Origin of the sequence: Bradyrhizobium sp. BR 1433 (assembly GCF_051547665.1) — a bacterium.
Taxonomy (GTDB): Bacteria; Pseudomonadota; Alphaproteobacteria; order Rhizobiales; family Xanthobacteraceae; genus Bradyrhizobium; species Bradyrhizobium australafricanum.
The window spans coordinates 6,786,541-6,802,879 of record NZ_JBPUGG010000001.1 but is presented as its reverse complement, the minus strand read 5'-3'; the positions used below and the strand labels follow the sequence as shown (position 1 = coordinate 6,802,879).

At 64.6% G+C, this 16,339-nt stretch carries 16 protein-coding genes and 1 pseudogene; 10 read left to right on the top strand and 7 right to left on the bottom strand.

Going from position 1 to position 16,339, the window contains the following annotated elements:
• The first annotated feature begins 27 nt into the window (after positions 1-27).
• The 6 genes from ACSKB9_RS32720 (at position 28) to epsC (ending at position 5,475) form a co-directional block, all read left to right on the top strand.
• A complete protein-coding gene (locus ACSKB9_RS32720) occupies positions 28-783 on the top strand; it encodes an ABC transporter permease subunit (RefSeq protein WP_438080502.1) in 756 nt (251 codons plus the stop codon).
• Positions 780-1,505 carry an ABC transporter ATP-binding protein gene (locus ACSKB9_RS32715; protein ID WP_438078317.1) on the top strand — a complete coding sequence of 242 codons (726 nt, stop codon included), beginning with the start codon at positions 780-782 and terminating at the stop codon, positions 1,503-1,505. The genes ACSKB9_RS32720 and ACSKB9_RS32715 overlap by 4 nt, the downstream gene beginning before the upstream one ends.
• Positions 1,506-1,514: 9 nt before the next feature.
• On the top strand, positions 1,515-2,519 hold the full coding sequence (locus ACSKB9_RS32710; protein ID WP_438078315.1) for an NrtA/SsuA/CpmA family ABC transporter substrate-binding protein: 1,005 nt from the start codon (positions 1,515-1,517) through the stop codon (positions 2,517-2,519).
• A 42-nt stretch (positions 2,520-2,561) separates the two neighbouring features.
• Positions 2,562-3,791 carry an acyl-CoA dehydrogenase family protein gene (locus ACSKB9_RS32705; RefSeq protein ID WP_438078313.1) on the top strand — a complete coding sequence of 410 codons (1,230 nt, stop codon included), beginning with the start codon at positions 2,562-2,564 and terminating at the stop codon, positions 3,789-3,791.
• Between the two features lie 138 nt (positions 3,792-3,929).
• The gene (locus ACSKB9_RS32700) at positions 3,930-4,502 is read left to right on the top strand and encodes a flavin reductase family protein (protein ID WP_438078311.1); all 573 of its coding nucleotides are present in this window, start codon (positions 3,930-3,932) and stop codon (positions 4,500-4,502) included.
• A gap of 19 nt (positions 4,503-4,521) precedes the next feature.
• Positions 4,522-5,475 carry a serine O-acetyltransferase EpsC gene (epsC, locus tag ACSKB9_RS32695; RefSeq protein WP_438078309.1) on the top strand — a complete coding sequence of 318 codons (954 nt, stop codon included), beginning with the start codon at positions 4,522-4,524 and terminating at the stop codon, positions 5,473-5,475.
• Positions 5,476-5,484: 9 nt separating this feature from the next.
• On the opposite strand, the gene ACSKB9_RS32690 is transcribed toward epsC, so the two are convergent.
• The 5 genes and pseudogenes from ACSKB9_RS32690 to ACSKB9_RS32670 form a co-directional block, all read right to left on the bottom strand.
• Positions 5,485-6,354 (bottom strand): ABC transporter permease, encoded by an 870-nt coding sequence (locus tag ACSKB9_RS32690; RefSeq protein WP_438078307.1) that lies wholly within the window; start codon positions 6,352-6,354, stop codon positions 5,485-5,487.
• Positions 6,347-7,214 (bottom strand): annotated as a pseudogene (locus ACSKB9_RS32685) (ABC transporter ATP-binding protein). The gene ACSKB9_RS32690 and the pseudogene ACSKB9_RS32685 overlap by 8 nt, the downstream one beginning before the upstream one ends.
• A complete protein-coding gene (locus ACSKB9_RS32680; protein WP_438078305.1) occupies positions 7,211-8,266 on the bottom strand; it encodes an ABC transporter substrate-binding protein in 1,056 nt (351 codons plus the stop codon). Before ACSKB9_RS32680 ends, ACSKB9_RS32685 begins: the two are co-directional and overlap by 4 nt.
• A 25-nt stretch (positions 8,267-8,291) precedes the next feature.
• Entirely contained in the window at positions 8,292-9,221 is a 930-nt protein-coding gene (locus ACSKB9_RS32675; protein ID WP_438078303.1) for a TauD/TfdA dioxygenase family protein, read from the bottom strand.
• 97 nt (positions 9,222-9,318) lie between these two features.
• Complete coding sequence (locus tag ACSKB9_RS32670) at positions 9,319-10,755, bottom strand: FAD-dependent oxidoreductase (protein ID WP_438078301.1); 1,437 nt, start codon at positions 10,753-10,755, stop codon at positions 9,319-9,321.
• A gap of 251 nt (positions 10,756-11,006) precedes the next feature.
• Here ACSKB9_RS32670 and ACSKB9_RS32665 point away from each other — a divergent pair, with 251 nt between their 5' ends.
• The 4 genes from ACSKB9_RS32665 to ACSKB9_RS32650 all read left to right on the top strand — a co-directional run bounded on the left by ACSKB9_RS32665 (position 11,007) and on the right by ACSKB9_RS32650 (position 14,229).
• Entirely contained in the window at positions 11,007-11,249 is a 243-nt protein-coding gene (locus ACSKB9_RS32665; protein WP_438080662.1) for a hypothetical protein, read from the top strand.
• Positions 11,144-11,968 (top strand): class I SAM-dependent methyltransferase, encoded by an 825-nt coding sequence (locus ACSKB9_RS32660; RefSeq protein ID WP_438078299.1) that lies wholly within the window; start codon positions 11,144-11,146, stop codon positions 11,966-11,968. The genes ACSKB9_RS32665 and ACSKB9_RS32660 overlap by 106 nt, the downstream gene beginning before the upstream one ends.
• Before the next feature lie 27 nt (positions 11,969-11,995).
• Positions 11,996-13,336, top strand: coding sequence for an LLM class flavin-dependent oxidoreductase (locus tag ACSKB9_RS32655; RefSeq protein ID WP_438078297.1), 1,341 nt, complete (start codon positions 11,996-11,998; stop codon positions 13,334-13,336).
• Between the two features lie 71 nt (positions 13,337-13,407).
• On the top strand, positions 13,408-14,229 hold the full coding sequence (locus ACSKB9_RS32650; RefSeq protein WP_438078295.1) for a MetQ/NlpA family ABC transporter substrate-binding protein: 822 nt from the start codon (positions 13,408-13,410) through the stop codon (positions 14,227-14,229).
• Here the strand turns inward: ACSKB9_RS32650 and ACSKB9_RS32645 are convergent.
• Together ACSKB9_RS32645 and ACSKB9_RS32640 are read right to left on the bottom strand one after the other, a co-directional pair.
• Positions 14,226-14,984, bottom strand: a complete 759-nt coding sequence (locus ACSKB9_RS32645) for an SDR family NAD(P)-dependent oxidoreductase (protein ID WP_438078293.1) — start codon at positions 14,982-14,984, stop codon at positions 14,226-14,228. The genes ACSKB9_RS32650 and ACSKB9_RS32645 overlap by 4 nt on opposite strands.
• A gap of 81 nt (positions 14,985-15,065) precedes the next feature.
• Complete coding sequence (locus ACSKB9_RS32640) at positions 15,066-16,331, bottom strand: ROK family protein (RefSeq protein ID WP_438078291.1); 1,266 nt, start codon at positions 16,329-16,331, stop codon at positions 15,066-15,068.
• Between the last annotated feature and the right edge of the window lie 8 nt (positions 16,332-16,339).

Sequence of the window (16,339 nt, the reverse complement as noted above, 5' to 3'; positions counted from 1 at the left end):
CCACGAGTAGAGATCGGCCGGCGCGGCATGCTGCTGCTGTCGTGGCTCGCCCCGGTCGTGCTTCTGATCGTCTGGGAATTGCTGGCGCAGGCCGGCTGGCTCTCGCCGCAGGTGCTGCCGGCACCGAGCAAGGTCGTCCGGACGGCATTCAAGCTGGCGACGTCCGGAAGCCTGCTGAACGATCTCGGCGTCAGCCTGCTGCGCGCAACGGCCGGTTTTACGATCGGCGGCAGCGTCGGATTCGCGCTCGGCATCCTCGTGGGCTTCTCGCGGATCGCGGAGGCTGCCATCGACCGCAGCATCCAGATGATCCGCGCGATCCCGTTTCTCGCCGCGCTGCCGCTGGTGATCGTCTGGCTCGGCGTCGGCGAAGCCCAGAAGATCTTCCTGGTCGCGCTCGGCGTCGCCTTCCCGATCTACATCAACACCACGCTGGGCATCCGGCAGGTCGACCCGAAGCTGCTCGAGCTCGGCCGCGTCCAGGGCCTCGGGACACTCGAGCTGATCCGGCGCGTCATCCTGCCCGGCGCCCTGCCATCGATCCTGACCGGTGTGCGCTATGCGCTAGCGACCGCGTGGCTGGCGCTGGTGGTCGCGGAGACCATCGGCGCCCAGTCCGGCATCGGCTTTCTCGCCATGGATGCGCGCGAGTTCCTGCGCACCGACGTGATCGTGCTGACGATCGTGATCTATGCACTGATCGGCGTCGCCGCCGACGGCATCGCGCGCGCCCTGGAGCGACGGCTATTGGCCTGGCATCCGAACTATGGAGGCACGCGATGACGCTGCACGCCGTGCCCTCACCAGCCGCGATTGCGCCGGCCGTCGTAGTGACGGGACTGCATCGCGCCTATGGCAGCCGCATGGTGATCGAGAACCTCAACCTGCGCATCGAGCGCGGCGAGTTCGTCGTCCTGCTCGGCGAAAGCGGCTGCGGCAAGACCACGCTGCTGCGGGCGCTGGCCGGCCTCGATGCGATCGACGGCGGGCGCATCACGGCACCACGGCGGCCGGCCGTCGTTTTCCAGGAGCACCGGCTGCTGCCGTGGGACAGTCTGTGGCGCAACGTCTCGCTCGGCCTCAATGCGAGCGACGCCCGCCAGCGCGCCGCCACCGCGCTCACCGAGGTCGGACTCGGCGGCCGTCTCGATGACTGGCCGCGCAACCTCTCGGGCGGACAGGCGCAGCGCGTGGCGCTAGCGCGCGCGCTGGTGCAGGAGCCCGAGCTGCTCTTGCTCGATGAGCCGTTCGCAGCGCTCGATGCGCTGACTCGCATTCGCATGCACGATCTGGTGCGCGAGCTGGTCGCCGTCCATCGACCCGGCGTCCTCCTGGTCACTCACGACGTCGACGAGGCGATCGCGCTCGCCAACCGCATCCTGGTGATGCGCGAGGGCCGGATCGCATTCGAGCATCGCATGAAACGTAACGGCGCAGCGCGGATCGCCCGCACCGACCTGCTGGCGGAGCTCGGCGTCGGCACCTCTCACCCCATTCCTGCCTGAGGACCACTCATGTCTATCCCCCGGTTCACCAACCCCACCCGTCGCCGCTTCCTTGGCGGCGCCGCCTTCGGCATCGGCGCGCTTGCCGGCTTTGACTTGTCCGAGCCGGCGCATGCGGCGACCGGCCGCGTCACCGACACGGTGCGTCTGACCTGGGGTTTGAGCGGCCTCAATCTGATCGCCAAGGAGCGCGGCGAGTTCGAGAAGCTGCTGGCCAGGGACGGCATCAAGGTCGAGTGGCTCGGGCCGTTCCCCAATCATGCACCGACGCTGCAGGCTGTGACCGGCGGCAGCGCCGATTTCAGCTTCGGCGGCAGCACGACGCCGGCACTCGCCGCGATCATCGCCGGCTCGCCGCTGGTGTTCACCCAATTCGTGGTCTACGAGCCGCGCACCACGGCGATCATCGCGCGGGATGACTCTGGCATAAACAAGGTCGAGGATCTCGTCGGCAAGTCGGTGGCGGTGAACCGTTCGGGTCTCGGCGAATTCCTGCTGGTTGCGGCGCTCGAGAAGCACAAGGTCGACCGCTCCAGGGTGACTTTCGTCTATCTCAACCCTCCGGACGCGGCGCCGGCGCTGGCCTCCGGGAAGGTCGACGCCTGGTCGATGTGGAGCCCGGGGGTCGATATCGCGCGGCTCGAATACAAGGCGCACGACATCTTCCTGGAAGGTCGCGATCTCGAGTTCCAGATCGATTACACGTCCTACCTGACCACCCGAAAATTCGCGACCGACAATCCTGCGCTGGTCCGGGCCGTCAACGATGCCTTCCGCGCCGAAGGCAAGTGGATCTCCGCGAACAGCAAGGATGCCGAATACATCGCGCAGAAGGCCGGCAAATACAGCAACCAGGTCCGCGACCAGTTCATCGCGTTGAACCGGCAGTATCGCTACTTCGCCGCCAACGACGAAAACTTCCTCGCCGAGCTGCAGAGGGCCGCCGACTGGCTGGTCGCGCGCAAGGTGCTTCCGGAGCCGATCAAGGTCACCGACTATTTGGCCCAAGTCTGATCGACAACCGTCCTACTAATCAACGCACTTCGAGTGACACCAATGAACAAGCCCTTATCTGCTACCTCGCTGGAGCCTTCCGACCGCCTCCGCAGCCACGCGCCCGATATCGACGCGCTGTTTGGCCGCATCGCGGAAGGCGCCGCCGACCGCGAACGCGAGCGCGTCCTGCCGTTCGCGCAAGTCGATCTTATTCGCAAGGCCCGCCTCGGCGCGTTGCGGCTTCCGATCGAAGCCGGCGGCGCCGGCCTGTCGATTCGCGCATTGTTCGAGATCGTCATCGGTCTCGGCGAGGCCGACGCCAATGTCGCGCATATCCTGCGCAACCATTTCAGCGTCGTCGAACGCCTGGTGCGCCGACCGAAGGACGATCAGCACAGGCAGTGGCAGAAGGCAGTTGCCGACGGCGCGATCATCGGGCTCGCGGCGACCGAGCTCGACACGCCGAAGGTCGGCAATGTCACGCCGAACACGACGCTCACTGCCGACGGCGACGACTACTTGCTCAACGGCACGAAATACTACAGCACCGGCACGCTGTATTCGGACTACGTCCTCGTTCGCACCGCCGACGCATCCGCCACCAATGCTGCCGTGCTGATTCCGGTCAACCGCGAGGGCATTGAGCTCATCGACGACTGGGACGGCCTCGGGCAGCGGCTGACGGCGACCGGCACCACCCACTTCCGCAACGTGCGTGTCAAGCGCCAGGAGGTCGTGTTCGATGCACCGGATACCGGCTACGGCATTCCCTACTCCAACACATTTGCCCAGCTGTTCCTGACTGCGATCAATGCCGGCATCGCGCGCGCCGTGCTGCGCGACGCCAGCGCCCTGGTGCGGACCCGCAAGCGGACGTTCTATTACGCGCCGAGTGAGGTGCCAGTGGACGACCCGCTGCTGCAACAGACCGTCGGCCAGATCGCCAGCGGCGCATTCGCCGCCGAGACCGTGGTGCTTGCGGCCGCGGAGGCGCTCGATATCGCCACCGATGCTTTCGATGCAGGCCACGAAAACGCCGTCGATGCCGCGCACAAGGCCGCGCTGCTGTCGGCCAAGGCCAAGATCGTTGCGGACGAATTCGCGATCCGGAGCGGCAGCCTGCTGTTCGACGTCGGCGGTGCATCGGCCACCAAGAAGGCGACCAATTTCGACCGCCACTGGCGCAACGCGCGCACGCTGGCCTCGCATAATCCAAACACCTTCAAGGCGCGTTCGATCGGACAATACGAGATCAGCGGCACGCCGCTACCCGCCAAGGGCTTCTTCTAGAGCTCCGTTCCGATCCAATCGGAACGGAGCTCTGGATTCTTGTTTTGATGCGTTTCTTCACGCGAACCGGTATCCACTTCGCTCGAAAACGCTCTGGCGAGGTTCCGATCCGGCGAGGCAATGCAGGGGAGAATCCCGATGAGCAGGCCGGATATTCATCTTGTGGACGCCGACCACGAGATCGAGCGTCAATTTCGCCTTGTCATGCGCCGCCTCCCGGGCGGCGTTTGCATCATCACCGCAGGACAGGGTGAGAACATCACCGGCATGACGGTGACATCGCTGACGTCGCTCAGCGCGAGCCCACCCCGGCTGCTGGTCAGCATCAACCGGCAGGCATCGTCCTTCGCACCGATCGCCCGCCATCGGCTATTCGGCGTCAATATCCTCGGCTCCGACCAGCAGGCCCTGGCCGAGCGCTTCAGCAATGGCCGGCTGAAAGGCAGGGAGCGCTTCGAGGGCACCGACTGGACCCATGGAGCCTCGGGCGTGCCGTTGCTGCAGCGGTCGCTTGCGATGATCGAATGCCAGGTCGAGGAGATCATCGAGCGGCATTCCCATGGCATCATCGTGGGCCGGCTCTCCAGCATGGAGTTGTCGCATCGGCTGTCCGGCCTTACCTACTGGAACGGACGGTATGTCCAGATCGATCATGAAGCCGATCTCGATCTGTTGGCCGAAGTCAGCATTCCTCTGGCGCATGTTCGTTAGGACAGGGAACGGGTGCAGCATGAAACGCGAATTGCCGCCAGCATCGCCTCCGTCAACGGCCGGCGCGGTCAGCAGACCACCAGGCCGCTGGCAGCTCGACCGGATCGTGGCCGAGTTGCGCACGTCGCGGGAGGAGACCCACAGCATCCGGCAAGACGGCGAGGCTCGCCGTGCCCCCTCGCGCGACGCGCTGGAGGCGATCCTCGACGGCCTCACCGAGGCGCTGTTCCCGCGTCACTACGGCCAATCGGACCTCGACGGCGAGAACATTGACTATTTCGTCGGCAATACGCTGAGCACAGCATTGGATTCGCTCAGCGCGCAGATCCATCGCGGCGCGCTGTTCGTTGGCGACGAGTTGGAGCCGGGCTTTGCGCACGAAGAGGCGATCGAGCTCACACGCGCATTCGCCACCCAACTGCCGCCGGTCCGCGGGCTTCTGATCAACGATCTGCGGGCGGCATTTGTTGGAGACCCGGCGGCGCGGAATTTTCCCGAGATCCTAATTGGCTATCCCGGGATGACCGCCATCATCCACCATCGCCTTGCGCATCTGCTCTACCAGATCGGCGCGCGGCTGGTGGCTCGCCTGATGTCGGAGATCGCCCACACCCGAACGGGTATCGATATTCATCCCGGCGCCCGGATCGGCTCCGGCTTCTTCATCGACCACGGAACCGGCGTCGTGATCGGCGAAACCGCCATCATCGGCAACAACGTCCGGATCTATCAGGCAGTCACGCTTGGCGCGCGGCATTTCCCGACCGACGACGAGGGGCATGTGATCAAGGGCGACGCCCGCCATCCGATCGTCGAGGATGACGTCGTGATCTACGCCGGCGCAACCATACTCGGCCGGATCACGATTGGCCGCGGCTCGACCATCGGCGGCAACGTCTGGCTGACCAAGGACGTGCCGCCGAACAGCATTGTGACGCAGGCCACCGCACGAAACAGTCCGAGCGGCGCCTGAACCACGATCTCACGCCGAGACCTGTGCCTTCCATCGCATCAAGCGCCGTTCCAACGCCTCCAAGACGGCATTGAATGCCAACCCGATCACGGTGATCCCGATTATGCCGAAATACATCTGCGGGATCAGGAAGCTGTACTGGCTGTTGATGATGAGATAGCCGAGACCGGCCTTGGCGCCGACCATCTCGGATGCGACCAGCACCAGCATGGCTGACGCACTGGCGAGGCGAATGCCGACAAAGATCGTCGGCAGCGCCGCCGGAAGAATCACCTTGCGGAACAGCTGCTGCGGGGTCGCGCCCATCGTCCGCGCCGACTTGATCAAGAGCAGATCGACCTGCTTCACCGCGGCGATGGTGTTGAGCAAAAGCGGCCAGGCGCAGCTATAGACCACCATCGTGACCTTCGAGAGCTCGCCGATACCAAGCAGCAGGATGAACACCGGCAACAGCGCGAGCGGCGCGGTATTGCGGCAAATCTCGATGAACTGGTTCAGCAGATCGCTGAGCCTTGTGTACCAGCCGACGGCCAGCCCGAGTGGGACGAACAGCACGACCGACACCAGAAACCCGCTCAGGGCGCGGAGCAGGCTCGCGGAGGCGTCGTCATAGAGCTCGCCGGTTTGCGCGAGCTGCCAGCCTGCGGCGATGACATCAGAAAAGGGCGGCAGGAACACCGCGTCGATCAAGCCGAGCCGGGGCGCGGCCTCCCAGATCGCGAGAAGGGCGATCAGCAGCAGGGAGCGGCGCCCGAAAGCTGCCAGACCACGGGTCGCGGCGCGGACCGCGCTCACTAGCGGTGACCGCGCCGCCGCCGCTTGCCCGTCTCGCCGTCCATGCGCGAGCTCCAGCAATGTCAGCATCTCCAGGCTAGACATGAGCGACTTCCTTTACTTCACGCTCGACACGGCCTGCGCTGACCCTGCCCGCCGATTGCCCCAGCTGCGCTTTCTGCACTTCCTCGCGGAGCAGGCTCCAGATCTCATGGCGCACGCGGCCGAATTCCGGCAACGAGCGCACATCCTCGGCTTCGCTGCGCAAGGCCGCGGGGATGTCGACAATCCCCTTGATCCGCCCCGGACGGGACGTCATGACCGCCACGCGCTGACCGAGCACGACCGCCTCGTCGATGCCGTGGGTGATGAAGATGATGGTCTTGCCGGTGGCCCGCCAGATCCGCAGCAGCTCGCCCTGCAACGTTTCGCGCGTCTGGGCATCGAGCGCAGCGAACGGCTCGTCCATCAGCAGCACTTCCGGATCGTAGGCCAGGCTCCGCGCGATGGCGACACGCTGCTTCATGCCGCCGGAGAGCTCGTGCGGATAACGGTCGGCAAAACCGGACAGCCCGACCAGGTCGAGAAAGTGTCGCGCAATCTCTCCGCGCTGCTTCCGCTTGAGGCCGGCAATGTCGAGCCCGAACTCGACATTCTGCGCGGCGGTGCGCCATGGAAACAGCGCATACTGCTGGAAGACGACGCCGCGGTCGCGTCCGGGCCCGACGATCGGCCGGCCATCGAGCAGGATGCGGCCGCTGGTCGGCGTCGCAAGCCCGCCGAGCAGATCGAGCAGGGTCGACTTGCCGCAACCGCTTGGACCGACCAGGGCCAGCGAATTCGCCGGCGCGGACGTCGAACGTGATGTCCTCGAGCGCCGTGAAACGGCTCGCCGGCCCGCCCCCCTCGCCTCGCGTGACGAACTCCTTGCGGACATTCTCAAAGCTGATCTTGACCGACGTCATCGCGCCTCCGCCGTATTTCCGGGACGGAAATAGTTGAACTCGTTGGTGTAGGTATCCGAAGCCTTGATCTGGCCCGGCTTGAGCAGGCCGTCCTTGACCAGCCAGTCGATCCAGACCTGCAGCTCGGCATCCGAGATCACGCCGCCCTTGGACGCGACGCCGGTGCTCTTCCAGTACTTGATCGACGAGGCATCCTCATTGCGCTTGCGCTCCGCGATGATCCGGTCGAAGCGACCCCGCACTTCATCGGGCGGCGTCGTCTGCGCCCACTGGATCGCACGCGAGATCCCCTCAACCAGCTTGCGGGCGGTGTTCGGATTGTCCTTGATGAACTTCTCCCGCAGCACATAGGCACCGCCGGTGAACTGTCCGAACAGATCGGTATCGTTGAAGAGCGAACGGATCCCGCCACGCTCCAGCGCCTTGTCGCGTAACACGCCGCTGAGCGCGCTCACCTCGACCTGCCCTTGCCGCAGCGCCTGCTCGCCGGTGACGGGTGGGACCGCCACCAATGTCACCTGCCTGGCCTCGCCGGCACTAAGGCCGTTCCGCAGCAGATACTCACGCAGCACGAACTCCAGATGGGCGCCAAGCGTATTGACCGCGACCTTCTTGCCGATCAGGTCGCGGGCCGTCTTGATCGGACTGTCGTCCTTCACATAGTAGCCGTAATAGGTGTTCGCGTCGGAACCGTAGTAGCCGACCACCGCCTTGATCGGCGCCTTAGCCGCGATCAGCTTGACAATCGCGCCATAGAAAGCGCCGCCGACGTCGATGTCGCCCGTGACGACGGTCTGAATGTCCTGCGGTCCGCTGATGGTGTTGCCGACCCATTTGAGCTTGAGAGGCGCGAGGTAGCCGAGGTCCTCGGCGAGCTCGGTGAACGTCACCTGCCCGGCCCAGCCTTGATAGCGGATCTCGGTCTTCTCGAGCGGTGACTCGGCGAAGGCCGGAGCAATCAGACCCAACGTAAAGGCGCCGGCCAGCAGCAATCGCGCCGCCCGGCGCGCGGCGGCTCGCCCCGCGCGCAGAATTCGAATGATGGCATTCATCGTGTTGCTCCAATAGGCGACATGCTCAGGCTGCCTTCGCCGCCTGCGGCTTCGGCGATTTGATCCGCGTCACGCTGTGACGGCCGTCGACGCTGACCGGAACCTCACCATCGATGGTGGCGCGGCGCACCACGCGATGCTGATCGCCGTAGTCATTGACGGCGTAATGCTGGGTCGCACGATTGTCCCAGATCGCGACGTCCCCCGCCCGCCAGCTCCAGCGCACGGTGTTCTCCGGAGCCGTGATGTGAGACTGGAACAGATCGAACAGCTTCTGGCCGTCATATTTCGGCAGGCCGACAAAGCGCTGGACGAAATTGCCAAGCACCAGGGTGTGCTCGCCCGTTTCGGGATGGACGCGCACGACCGGATGCTCGGTCTCATAGATCGTCCCGGTGAATACCTCGTCGAAATGCTTCCTGTCGGCGTCGGTGGCGCGAGACTTCACCGCGTAATCATAGGCATTGCTGTGAACCGCCCAGAGCTCGTCGGCGAGCTTGCGCAACGGCGCAGGCAGATCGAGATAGGCGGCCGCCGTGTTCGACCAGACGGTGTCCCCGCCATAGGGCGGGATCACGACCCCGCGCAGCACCGAGATTTTCGGATAGGCATCGACGAACGTGACGTCGGTATGCCATTGGTCCGCGCGGCCGCCACCACGCCCCGAATCCAGCTCGAGGATCGACGACGTGCCCTTGCTCGGGCCGATGGTCGGGTGCGGCACCAGTTTGCCGAGCCTGACCGCGAAGCGCTCCTGCTCGGCGTCGTCGAGGTGCCCTTGGTCGCGGAAGAAGATCACCTTGTGCTCGAGCAGCACCTGGTTGATAGCGCGGATGACCGCGTCGGGAAGGTCACCCGACAGCTTCACATTCTTGATTTCGGCACCAAGCCGGGCGGCACGCTTGACGATGTCGGCGCGCGGAATGACGTTGTCGATGGTGGTCGTGTTGCTCATGATGTTGGTCTCGTCGCCGCGATCTCCTGGACAAGGCTCCGCCATGCGCCGGTCGCGGAAACGACGGCGGAGATGAATGATGTGATCGTGATCCTCGCTATTCCGCCGCGACGGGCTGCGGCGGCCGCCAGACAGCCGGCGCATAGAGCTCGGCGGTGAAATCCTCCGCGATCTCTCCGTTGATGCGCGCTTCGTGAGATGCGAGGTCGGCCAGGAACAGATCGCGACTGATCCTGGCCGTGATCCCCGGAATGTCGCGCTTGAAGCTTGGAACGTCGCCGATCGGCAGGCCGAAGCTAACAAATGCTGCCGGGTTAAAGACGTGAACGTCCTTCAGATACGGCGCGCGACCCGGAACTTTCTCCAGATACTCGTGTCCGGACCCGAGATAAGGATAGGCTGCCAAGCCAACGTCCTTTTCGCCGTCAGGCGGTACGAAGCGATCTCGCCACAGCAGGATTTCGTCGGCGAAGTCGCCGAGCTCTGACTGCGCGCCAAGATCGACGGAATAGCCAGTCCCCGCAATCGCGAAATCGAACGCGAACTCGCCCTGCGGAGTGATGGCGACCGGCCTTACCCCCTTCAATTGCGCCGAAGTCCACGGCGAGCCCAGATGCAGATGAAAATTGGGAAAGGCGACCGCGCGCGAGATCGCATCCGGCGGCGGGGTCGACCCAGCCTGCCTGAACCGGATCGCCTGATGCCAGCGCACCGCATCGGGCAGGCTGCCATAATTGTCATAGGCTCCCGGGTAGCCGCGGATCCGAATGACCGGCAACGCGGCCAAAGTCTCCCGGCGTGCAAACAGACGAACGTCACGCGCTCCGGCCTCAAGGGCCGCGGCCGCCGCATCGAACGCCGACGCAGCACTCCCGACCACCGCAACGGAGAGACCACGCAGCGTCCTGAAATCGATCTTCTCCGATGTGTGCGCACGGAATCGCTTCGGCAGGGCCCGCAGCGCGTCAGGGACATAAGCGCCCCCGCTACCCGCAAAACCGGTTGCGAGCACCAGCTTGCGCGTGGTCTCGATAGTCGTGACCCCGCTCCGCTCCAGATGTAACCGCAAATGATCGGCTGCGGGCTCGATGCGGAGCAGCCGCGTACCGTAACGAATGCCGGCACCAGTCACGCGGCGATACCAGTCGAGATAGGCCGCCCAGTCGAGCCGCGGAATCCGATCGAGCGCGTCGAAGGCCGCCGCGCCATGGCGCGTTTCATACCATGCCTGGAAACCGAGACCGGGCAGACCGAGCTCCGGACCTGGAAGCGTCTTCGGAGTGCGAAGCTTATGCATTCGCGCGCCCGTCAGCCACACGCCGGCCTTGCTGGCGTCGGCGGCGGCATCGATCACCGAGACCTTGCCGATGCCGGCGCGCCGAAACGCAAACGCGAAGGCCGCGCCGGACTGGCCACCGCCGACCACGACGACGTTGTGATCGATTCCGTCGCGATCAGGCACCCAGTTCTGCGGGTCGGCCCCGATCAGCCGGAGGACCTCGCGGGCGACGCTGTCGGGATCGGATTGCGGCATGAATGACCACCTCGCTTTGACGTTGCAAATCGTAAAAGCGATCGACATTCAGTCAATGAAACGAAACCAGCTTTGTTTTTGATAGCAGGCAATGTTCGCGTCGTGGACAACGCGGGCATTGAAATATTTACGATGATCGCCGCCTGACCGATCACCTCATGTGCATTGCGACGTGCGGGATCGGCGCGAGCGATCGGGAAAACTTCCCAAATCATACGTCGCCGGGATCGGCGCGATCGCAGTCATCTCCGGTGAACGACGAACTCGTCACGTTCATGCTCGCTTGCCGTGCAACAACGCAAATTCATTTCACCGCCGCCGACATAGAGTTTGACGCAACGCACGCGCCTGACGTCGATGCGCGGCGAGCAACGATGGATCTCTCGAAATGCCGCGAACTGCTGGCGACATCAGTCTTGAACACGACACTCCGGAGCTCGCCCGCTCCTATCATGAAGCGGGACTCGTTCAATTTCGCCACGGCAAGTTCCTGATCGGGCCGCTCGCCATCAAGTCCGGCGAGCACATACTCGACATCGGGACGGGAACCGGCCGGCTTGCGGAATTCGTGGCCGGACTGGTCGGTCCGGACGGCCGCGTGATCGGTATCGACCCACTTGCCGGCCGCATCGAAATTGCGCGCCTTCGGCAGGGGGATAACCTCCAGTTCGCCACCGGGCGCGCCGAAGAACTGTCGCGCTTCGACGACTCGCAGTTCGACGCGGTCTATCTCAATAGCGTCTTCCATTGGATTTCCGACAAGGATCGCGCGCTGCGGGAGATCCGGCGCGTGCTCAAGCCCGGCGGCCGCCTCGGATTGAATGTGCAGGATCCGTCCAAGCCGCACCAGTCGCGGCTGCTGCTTCGTCGCGCCATCATCGAGGCGGGTCTTGCCGGCGATCGCCAGGACTCCAACCCGGTGCTCGGATCGACCGACGAGGAGCTCAAATCGCTGTTCGCGGCACATGGCTTCGCCGGCTACCGCAGCGAGCTGCGCGCGCTGATCGATATCCACGACGATGCGGCATCGCTGCTGCAGTGGTCGGAAGCGAGCGCATTCGGAAATTTCCTCGAAGCGTTCACCCCTCACGAGCGCGAACTGGTGCGCCGCACCTTCGCGCGCCTTGTCGAAGAAAAGCGCACGCCCGAAGGTTTGAAGCTGGAGCGCTACCTGCGCTTCGCGTTCGCGCACAAGGCGCCGTCCCACCAATAATAATCAGCAAAACTCACGAGATCCGAGATGAGCAAACGACAGCTTTCCCTTAACCTCTTTATTTATCCCGGCGGCCATCACGAGGCGGCGTGGCGCTACAAGGGGTCTGCGGCGGATCGCATCCTTGACGTCAGCTATTACCAGGAGCTGGCGCAGCGTGCCGAGGCGCAGAAATTCGACGCGATCTTCTTCGCCGACGGCCCCGTGCTCGCCGACAATGTTCGCTACGCACAACGCTTCCGGTTCGAGCCGATCACCTGGCTGGCCGCGATCGCCGTCGCCACGAAACGGATCGGCCTGATCGCGACCGCGTCGACGACCTATACCGAGCCCTACAATCTGGCGCGCCTGTTCGCGTCACTCGATCACCTCAGCGGCGGCCGGGCCGGCTGGAACATCGTCACGACCAGCACGGCACAGGCGGCGCAGAACTTTGGCTTGCCCGAGCATCCACCTCACCACGAACGCTACGAGCGGGCGCGGGAATATATCGATGTCATCACGCGGCTGTGGGACAGCTGGGAAGACGACGCCGTGGTGAACGATCCCGCATCCGGCATTTTCGCCGACACGGGAAAGATCCATCCGATCGATCACGTCGGAAAGCACTTCCGGGTGCGCGGCCCGCTCAACATCTCGCGGACGCCGCAGGGACGGCCGGTCTATGTCCAGGCGGGTTCGTCTGATGACGGACGCGCCTTTGCCGCGCGCTATGCCGAAGCGATCTTCACCGCGCATCAGACGCTGGCGAGCGCCCAGGAGTTTTATGCGGACATCAAGCGGCAGGCACGCGCGTTCGACCGCAGCCCCGATCAGGTCAGGATCCTGCCGGGCATCAGTCCGTTCATCGCTAGCACGCAGGCCGAAGCCGACCTGTTGCAGGACGAGTTCAACGAGCTGATCCAGCCGGAATACTCGTTGACCCAACTTCGCCAGATGATCGGGCTCGACCTCTCCGGCTTCGACCTCGACGGTCCCTTTCCGCGCCACCTGATCGACACCGGCAGCGCCCGCGGGGTCGCCAGCCGTTTCAAGCTCGTGGTCGACATCGTCGATCGCGAGCAGCCGACCATCCGCCAGCTCGTGCAGCGTCTCGCCGGGGCGCGCGGCCACTGGGTGATCGCGGGCCCGCCGGAGAAGATCGCCGACAACATCCAGACCTGGTTCGAGAATGGCGCGGCCGACGGCTTCAACGTGATGCCGCCCTGGCTACCCGGCGGATTCGACATCTTCGCCGAGCAGGTCGTGCCGATCCTGCGCAAGCGCGGCCTGTTCCGCGACGAGTACAGCGGCACGACGCTGCGCGACCATTACGGACTGAGCCGGCCGCAAAGCGTGTTTTCCGGATCGATCAAGGCGATCGCCTGACGTGATCGAAACCGCCGACCCCGCGTCGGCCGGATCGCTCTTTGCCCACAGTCTAAGGATTTGAGAATTCAATGACCACTGCGCGCGTCCTGTTGCTTTCGACCCTGCTCATTGTCGGTGCTCTTACCGGCGCCGCCCTGCACGCGGAGACATCAGCCAAATCCGATCTGAAAGTCGGCTTCGTGCCGGGCCCCTACATCGACGAATTCAAGGTTGGCGTCGCGCCGGAACTCGAGAAGAAGGGCTACCGTGTCCGCTATGTCGAGTTTTCGACCGGGCTGGAAGCCAACAACGCGGTGTTCAAGGGCGAGATCGACGCCAACGTCATGCAGCACACGATCTTCCTGAACTCGTACAACGAGCGGCAGCAAACCGACCTCGTCGGCATCGTCCACGTCCCGACGCCCCCGATGGGGCTTTACTCGAAGAAGCACCCGGTCGGCTCGCCGATCAAGCCCGGTTCGACCGTGGCCGTGCCCAACGATCCCGTCAATCTGCAGCGTGCGCTCTGGATCCTGCGCGATCTCGGCCTCGTCGAGATTCGCGACTCCAAGCCGGTCGATGTCAGCGAACTGGACGTGATCAAGAACCCCGGCGGCATCAAGATCGTGCCGCTGGAAGCGGCACAGGCGGCGCGCGCGCTCGATGACGTTGATTTCGCCGCCATCCAGGGCAACTTCGCGATCTACAGCGGCTTGAAGCTGACCAATGCATTCGCCCTGGAGAAGATGACAACGCCCTATATCAATGTGGTCGCGGTGAAGCAGGCCAATGCGGGCTCGCCGTGGGCGCAGGACATCGTCGCCGGCTACAAATCACAGACGTTCAAGACCACGATCCTGTCCGACCGCTTCTATGACGGGTTTACCTTGCCGGATTACCTGAAGCGCTAGACCCAGCCACCATCGACGATGTGGCTCTGGTTGGTGCAGGCACCGCTGTCATCGGCGGCGAAGAACAGCACGACGCGGGCGATATCATCAGGCACGAGCTTGCGCTTGAGGCATTGGCGCTGCATCAGTTCGGCCACGCCTTCAGACGTCAACCACAGATCCTGCTGCCGCTGGGTCATGATCCATCCGGGCAGGATGGAATTGACCCGTATGTTGTGCGGCCCGAGATCGCGGGCTAGCGCCCGGGTGAGGCCCTGAACGGCTGATTTGGCCGTTGTGTAGCAGGGCATGTTGCCCTGGCCGATCACCCAGCTCACCGAGCCGATGTTGACGATCGAACCGCCCCCTGCCTGCTTCATGTCCGGCGCGACCGCCTGGGCGCTGAAGAACTGGTGCTTCAGGTTGACGGCGATCCGCTCGTCCCAGAATTCCGGTGTGACGTCCTCGATCGCGTGACGATCATCGCGGGCCGCATTGTTGACCAGGATGGTGACCGGCCCGAGCGCCTCGCGGATGCCGGCGACCGCGCGCCGCAGCGCGCCGATGTCGCGCAGATCGGCATGTTCGAAGTGCACGCGGGCTTGTGCCCTGAGATCGGACAGTAGCTGCTCCGACGACGTCAGATCGATATCGATGAATCCGACCCGCGCGCCCTGGCCGATGAACCGGCGGACGATCGCCTCGCCGATGCCGGAACCGCCGCCGGTGACCAGTACGGTCCGGTCCTTGAGACTTGGATAGATGGCGCCCTGCATTGGCATCCTCTCGATATTGGCGCCTGAAGGGCGTCGGTTGCGTTGCTGCGGCTCAGGCAAAAGGGCCACAGATTCCGAGGTTCACTCGGTTGTCTCCATGAGGCTGCGGTCCACGACCCGCAGCGTCCGCCGCACCATGCCGTCGACGATGGTCGCCGACTCGCTTGGACGCACATATATTGCCGTGGACTTGAGCAGCCACGGCAGCACCGCCTGGTCGAGCCTCTCCTCATAGGCACTGCGCATCATGTCGAATGCCTGCAGGCCGGGACCTGCGAGGATGACATGATGCGGGCGCAGCACCGATATCGTCGTGGCGACCGCTTCGGCAAGCGCGTGACCCGCCTGCTGGAACAAGTGCTCGAGACGGGAATCGCCGCTCCGCGCCCGATCGCGCAACAGAGCCATCTGCGCCTCGGACGGTTGCTGCGACGCCGCCGGCGGCAGGTCGAGAAAGGTGCGGGCATCGCGGTAAAGCGCATAGTCGGCAAGATGGGCCTCGATGCAGCCGCGCTGACCGCAGCGGCATTGCGGGCCGTTCAGCGCCAATTTGACATGACCGATCTCACTGCCCGCGCCGGCACCCCAGCGCGCTTCACCGTCGACAATGATGCCCATGCCGACGCCGTGGCCCACCATGATCGTGGCCGTGAGGCCCTGCGCCAGTGCCGGTTCGGCGGCAGCGAGGGACAGCGCGACCGCGACCGCGTCGTTCGCCATCACGACTTCGACAGCGAACGCCTGGTGGATCGGCTTGGCAAGATCGACGTCGGTGATCGACAGCGCCGGGCTCCACAGATGCCGGCCGGTATCGCCGTCGACGATGCCCTGCAGCGCTATTCCGATTCCGAGCAAGCGATGTCGCGGCGTGGCGGTCGCCTCAAGCATGGCGTCGATCTGTGCGATCACGAACTCGCATAGTGCGCTTGCATCGAGCGCGCGCGTCGCGAGTTCAAGTCGCGATTGCGCCAGGGCGGAGCCGCTGAAATCGGCGATCAGTGTCTCGACCAGATTCATGCGCAGCGAGACCGCGATGATGCGGCCAAATTCGGGATTCAGGGTCAGCAGGACTGCCGGCCGGCCGCGGCGACGGCCACCATCCGCGTCCTCTTCGTCGGCGTCGTCGGGCCACAGCGTCGCCGCATCTGTCTCGGCTTCGCACAGCAGGTCCTCCGCCATCAGCTTCGACGTGATGGCCGAAATGGCGGGGAAGCTCAGGCCCGTGCTGCGTGCGAGCTCGACCCGCGGCAACGGCCCCTGGCGTCGCAGTACCTCGACGAGACGGCCGGGGTTCGATCCGCGGGCCAGGCTCGAAGCACGTCTCAACGGCTCGGGCTGTTCGTTCATATTGCGCT

Excerpts from the sequence above, each read along its gene's own strand:
- ACSKB9_RS32720 (WP_438080502.1), top strand. The coding sequence starts at position 28 with ATGCTGCTGCTGTCGTGGCTCGCCCCGGTCGTGCTTCTGATCGTCTGG.
- ACSKB9_RS32715 (WP_438078317.1), top strand. The coding sequence starts at position 780 with ATGACGCTGCACGCCGTGCCCTCACCAGCCGCGATTGCGCCGGCCGTC.
- ACSKB9_RS32710 (WP_438078315.1), top strand. The coding sequence starts at position 1,515 with ATGTCTATCCCCCGGTTCACCAACCCCACCCGTCGCCGCTTCCTTGGC.
- ACSKB9_RS32705 (WP_438078313.1), top strand. The coding sequence starts at position 2,562 with ATGAACAAGCCCTTATCTGCTACCTCGCTGGAGCCTTCCGACCGCCTC.
- ACSKB9_RS32700 (WP_438078311.1), top strand. The coding sequence starts at position 3,930 with ATGAGCAGGCCGGATATTCATCTTGTGGACGCCGACCACGAGATCGAG.
- epsC (WP_438078309.1), top strand. The coding sequence starts at position 4,522 with ATGAAACGCGAATTGCCGCCAGCATCGCCTCCGTCAACGGCCGGCGCG.
- ACSKB9_RS32690 (WP_438078307.1), bottom strand. The coding sequence starts at position 6,354 with ATGTCTAGCCTGGAGATGCTGACATTGCTGGAGCTCGCGCATGGACGG.
- ACSKB9_RS32680 (WP_438078305.1), bottom strand. The coding sequence starts at position 8,266 with ATGAATGCCATCATTCGAATTCTGCGCGCGGGGCGAGCCGCCGCGCGC.
- ACSKB9_RS32675 (WP_438078303.1), bottom strand. The coding sequence starts at position 9,221 with ATGAGCAACACGACCACCATCGACAACGTCATTCCGCGCGCCGACATC.
- ACSKB9_RS32670 (WP_438078301.1), bottom strand. The coding sequence starts at position 10,755 with ATGCCGCAATCCGATCCCGACAGCGTCGCCCGCGAGGTCCTCCGGCTG.
- ACSKB9_RS32660 (WP_438078299.1), top strand. The coding sequence starts at position 11,144 with ATGCCGCGAACTGCTGGCGACATCAGTCTTGAACACGACACTCCGGAG.
- ACSKB9_RS32655 (WP_438078297.1), top strand. The coding sequence starts at position 11,996 with ATGAGCAAACGACAGCTTTCCCTTAACCTCTTTATTTATCCCGGCGGC.
- ACSKB9_RS32650 (WP_438078295.1), top strand. The coding sequence starts at position 13,408 with ATGACCACTGCGCGCGTCCTGTTGCTTTCGACCCTGCTCATTGTCGGT.
- ACSKB9_RS32645 (WP_438078293.1), bottom strand. The coding sequence starts at position 14,984 with ATGCAGGGCGCCATCTATCCAAGTCTCAAGGACCGGACCGTACTGGTC.
- ACSKB9_RS32640 (WP_438078291.1), bottom strand. The coding sequence starts at position 16,331 with ATGAACGAACAGCCCGAGCCGTTGAGACGTGCTTCGAGCCTGGCCCGC.